General features: G+C 67.7%; 4 protein-coding genes and 1 pseudogene. 1 reads left to right on the forward strand and 4 read right to left on the reverse strand.

Annotated features, from left to right (window positions below):
• The 3 genes and pseudogenes from Y706_RS27755 to Y706_RS23435 form a co-directional block, all read right to left on the reverse strand.
• Positions 1-185, reverse strand: a pseudogene (locus tag Y706_RS27755) (phosphoribosylformylglycinamidine cyclo-ligase); the annotation flags it as partial.
• On the reverse strand, positions 182-1,855 hold the full coding sequence (gene purF / locus Y706_RS0103485; RefSeq protein ID WP_028275477.1) for an amidophosphoribosyltransferase: 1,674 nt from the start codon (positions 1,853-1,855) through the stop codon (positions 182-184). The gene purF and the pseudogene Y706_RS27755, both read right to left, overlap by 4 nt.
• Before the next feature lie 64 nt (positions 1,856-1,919).
• Positions 1,920-2,303, reverse strand: coding sequence for a hypothetical protein (locus Y706_RS23435; protein WP_043434502.1), 384 nt, complete (start codon positions 2,301-2,303; stop codon positions 1,920-1,922).
• Between the two features lie 89 nt (positions 2,304-2,392).
• Between Y706_RS23435 and Y706_RS0103500 the strand changes: the two genes are divergently transcribed.
• A complete protein-coding gene (locus Y706_RS0103500; RefSeq protein ID WP_028275478.1) occupies positions 2,393-3,241 on the forward strand; it encodes a class I SAM-dependent methyltransferase in 849 nt (282 codons plus the stop codon).
• 49 nt (positions 3,242-3,290) lie between these two features.
• Here the strand turns inward: Y706_RS0103500 and bcp are convergent, their stop codons facing one another.
• Positions 3,291-3,770, reverse strand: a complete 480-nt coding sequence (gene bcp / locus Y706_RS0103505) for a thioredoxin-dependent thiol peroxidase (RefSeq protein ID WP_028275479.1) — start codon at positions 3,768-3,770, stop codon at positions 3,291-3,293.
• Between the last annotated feature and the right edge of the window lie 434 nt (positions 3,771-4,204).

Genomic DNA, 4,204 nt, shown 5'->3' on the forward strand with positions numbered 1-4,204 from the left:
ACGTCGTAGAGGCCCGCGAACCCGCCGACGCCGCCGATCACCGAGGCGTTGTGGGTTGCCTTGACGGCGTCCTTCATGAGTTCGACGGCGCGGTCTCCCGCTTCGACGTCGACGCCGGCGGAGGCGTAGGTGATGCCGGCGTTCTGGGCGGCGTTCATGTCAGCGGCCGGGGAGGCGGAAGTCATACTGGCTCTTTCTTGTCGGCTGTGGTGACGCGGTCGGCATCGGTGAGCAGTTCTTCGAATTCGGAGTCCGGCCCCGGATCGCAGCCGGTGGCGCCGGCCTTCTCGGCCGGATCGTCGGAGATCGACGTGCCGGGTTCGGCGTCGGACGCTGCGGAGGCCGCGGGCGCCGCGCCGGAAGCAGCCGTGGCGGGCGGGAGGCCGCCGAGGTCGGTGCGCTCGAGCAGGTTCTTGCCGAGCTTGTCCGCGCCGGGCAGCTCGATCGGGTACTTGCCGGTGAAGCAGGCGGTGCAGAGACGCTCGCGCGGCTGGCGGGTGGCGTCGATCATGCCGTCTTCGGAAATGTAGGCGAGCGAGTCGGCGCCGATGGCCTGGGTGATCTCGTCGATGGTGGCGCCGTTGGCGATCAGTTCCGCCCGGGAGGCGAAGTCGATGCCGTAGAAGCAGGGCCACTTGACCGGCGGGGAGGAAATCTTGATGTGGACGCTTGCGGCGCCCGCCTCCCGGAGCATCCGCACGATGGCGCGCTGGGTGTTGCCGCGGACGATCGAGTCGTCCACCACCACGACACGCTTGCCGCGGATCACGGATTCGAGGGCGTTGAGCTTGAGCCGGATGCCGAGCTGTCGCAGCGTCTGCGAGGGCTGGATGAACGTCCGGCCCACGTAGGAGTTCTTGACGAAGCCGTGCGCGAAGGGGATGCCGGACTCTTCGGCGTAGCCGACCGCCGCGGGCGTGCCGGATTCCGGCACGGGGATGACGATGTCCGCTTCCTGGGTGTTTTCGCGGGCCAGTTGGCGGCCCATTTCGACGCGGGATTCGTACACCGAGCGGCCCGCAATGGAGGCGTCCGGGCGGGCGAGGTAGACGTATTCGAAAACGCAGCCGGCCGGCGTCGCCTCGGCGAAGCGCTGCGAGCGGACGCCGTCCTCGTCGATCGCGATGAATTCGCCGGGTTCGATTTCGCGGATGAAGCTGGCGCCGACGGTGGCGAGGGCGGACTGCTCGGAGGCAACCACCCAGCCGCGTTCAAGCCGGCCCAGGCACAGCGGGCGGATCCCGTAGGTGTCTCGGGCCGCGTAGAGGGTGCCCTCATCCATGAAGACGAAGCAGAAGCCGCCCTTGATCTTGGGCAGCAGCTCCATGGCCGTCTGCTCCAGGGACTTGCCCTCTTCGCCCTCCAGGAGCGCGGTCACGAGGGCGGTGTCGGAGGTGTTGCCCTGCTTCATCTCGCCGCTGAGGTTTCCGCCGTTGCGGTCCTCGATCATTGCCTTGAGCTCGGCCGTGTTGGTCAGGTTGCCGTTGTGGGCCAGGGCCACGGTGCCCGTGGACGTCGCGCCCAGGGTGGGCTGGGCGTTGGCCCAGTGGCTCGCACCGGTAGTGGAATAGCGGCAGTGGCCGACGGCCAGGTGCCCGGTCAGGGTGTTCAGCGTGGTCTCGTCGAAGACCTGGGAAACGAGGCCCATGTCCTTGTAGACGTTGATCCGCTTGCCGTCGCTGGTTGCTATGCCAGCCGACTCCTGACCGCGGTGCTGCAGTGCATACAGCCCGTAGTAGGTGAGTTTTGCTACTTCTTCACCGGGTGCCCAGACCCCGAAGACGCCGCATGCGTCCTGAGGGCCTTTTTCGCCTGGGAGAAGATCATGAGAAAGTTTTCCATCGCCGCGTGCCACTGGTCGATTATCTCACGATGTGCGCTAAGACTTTTCCGGCGGCCGGTTTATGACCTGACGCCCTTCAGCGGAGGTTCCCGTCGCGGCCCCCGTCGTCGTCGGCGTCCGGTGCGGATTCGACGACGGCGTGCTCGGCGCGGCGGACGCTCCGGCGGTCCAGGACCAGGGCGGTCGCGGCACCCAGGATGACGCCGCCGGCCGCGCAGAGGACCATGAAGAAGCCGAAGACCGAGGAGCGGTCGAAGCTCGGGTCACCTGGCAGGGCGTAGGCGATGATGGCCGCGACGGCCACGCCCAGGAGCCCGCCCAGGATCAGGAAGGGAACATATTTCGGGGCCCGGCGGACGGTGACCTCGCGGCGCTCCGGAACGCCGCCCTGAACGTTGCCCTGCGCCGGTTCCCGCTGGGGGTCGTTGCCTGCTGTGCCGGGGGTTTCGTGGGGAGACATGCCGTTAAGCCTACTGCCCTTCGACTCATTGCCGCGGACCGCATCCCAGAGCAGACTAGGGCTAGGTACAGACGAGCTAAGGATCCGCCATGTTAGCCTCAGCCGACCGTGTTCGTGAGGAGCAGCGCTTGCTCTGGGATGAGTTCTCGGCGGGCTGGAAGAAATGGGACGCGGAACTGCTCGGCTGGCAGACCCCGTTCGGCGACGCCCTCCGCCAGGAGCTCCGGCTCCGCCCCGACTCAGAGGTGCTGGACGTCGCGGCAGGCACGGGGGAGCCCGGCCTCAACGTGGCCGCGCAGGTGCCGGAGGGCCGTGTGGTCCTGACTGACATTTCGGCCGGAATGCTCCGGGTGGCAGAAGAGAAGGCATCGGCCCGGCGCCTGAGCAACCTGGACTTTCAAGTGTGCGATTCGGCCGCCCTGCCGTTCCGCAACAACACGTTCGACGCCGTGTACAGCCACTTCGGTTTGATGTTCTTCCCGGTGATGTCCGCGGCCATGGCAGAGATGGCGCGCACCGCGAGGCCGGGCGCCCGGGTGGGCGCCGTCGTCTGGGGGCGCGCGGCGGCAAACCCCTGGGCCAGCCTGATCCTGGGCACGATTGCCCGGCACCGGGAACTGCCCATTCCGCCCGCCGAGACTCCCGGGCTGTTCCGCTGCGCACCAGCGGGTTTCATGACCCGCATGTTCAAGGAGGCCGGGCTGGCCGAGGTGGCCGAGCACCAGGTCAGCACCGACCTGGTGCACGAATCCCCGGAGAGCTACTGGGAGTTCATGACCGACATCGCGACCACCGTGGCGATGGGCCTGGCCAAGGCGGACGCGGAGTCGCGGGCCCTGATCCGCTCGGATGTGTTCGCGCTGCTGGGCCGCTACGAGCACGACGGCGCGATCCGGCTCCGGTCCACCGCCACCGTGGTGGCGGGGACCAAGGTCTAGCCAGACGGGCGGGCCCGGACTGTTTGTGACGCTGCGGGGCGGTGCGGCGTCAGACGCCCAGCGCTTCCTTTAACGACGCCACGTGGCCCTGGGCCTTGACCTGGTACTGCGCCAGTTTGACCTTGCCCTCGGGGTCCAGCACCACGGTTGAGCGGACGATGCCCTCCGTGACCTCGCCGTGGACCAGCTTCTCGCCCCACGCGCCGTAGGCGAGGGCGACAGCGTGGTCCTCGTCGGCCAGGAGCGGAAAGGTCAGCGCGAAGTCGCCGGTGAAGTGGGCCAGGGCTTCGGGGGCGTCGGGGGAGATGCCCAGGACTTCGTAGCCTGAGCCCTGCAGGGACGCGAGGTTGTCTCGGAAATCGCACGCCTCGGTCGTGCAGCCCGGGGTCGCGGCCTGCGGGTAGAAGTACACAATGACGTTCTTGCCGCGGTAATCGGCCAGGGCAACCGGCTTGCCTTCGGCGTCCGGCAGGGTGAAATCCGGGGCCGGCGTGCCGGGCTGAAGCTTGACGGTCATGTTTGCGCTCATGATGATCCTTCGGGGAGGGGACAATGGGTCTGTGATGCACAACATCGTGGACCCAGGCTGTATTCCGCCGGCTGAGCCTGGCAAGGACCCGTCCGGGGCGGCTTTGGCAGGCTTGGGGCCAACAGCTTTTTCATAGCTCCGGCATAGCTGCCGTAGCTAGATTGAAGTCATTATGGAACAGCAAAATCCACAGCAGCGACGATTTGGATTCGGGCGCACTTCCGGCCGCGGGCGCGTCGAGTGACCGTCCGTCCACGGGCCCTGATGGGTGCGGTCTGTGCAGCAGTGCTCGCGGTCGTCCTGGCCGCAGGTATCTATTCCTTTGCGCAAGCCCGCTTGACGGCGGCGAACCCCACGACGACGACGACGTCGGCCGCGCCGTCTGCCGCGACGACGTCGGCCGCGCCGTCTGCCGCGACGACAGCTGAGGCTGG

It is taken from the genome of Arthrobacter sp. I3 (genome assembly GCF_000520575.1).
GTDB classification, from domain to species: domain Bacteria; phylum Actinomycetota; class Actinomycetes; order Actinomycetales; family Micrococcaceae; genus Arthrobacter; species Arthrobacter humicola_A.

Excerpts from the sequence above, each read along its gene's own strand:
- Y706_RS23435 (WP_043434502.1), bottom strand. The coding sequence starts at position 2,303 with ATGTCTCCCCACGAAACCCCCGGCACAGCAGGCAACGACCCCCAGCGG.
- Y706_RS0103500 (WP_028275478.1), top strand. The coding sequence starts at position 2,393 with ATGTTAGCCTCAGCCGACCGTGTTCGTGAGGAGCAGCGCTTGCTCTGG.
- bcp (WP_028275479.1), bottom strand. The coding sequence starts at position 3,770 with ATGAGCGCAAACATGACCGTCAAGCTTCAGCCCGGCACGCCGGCCCCG.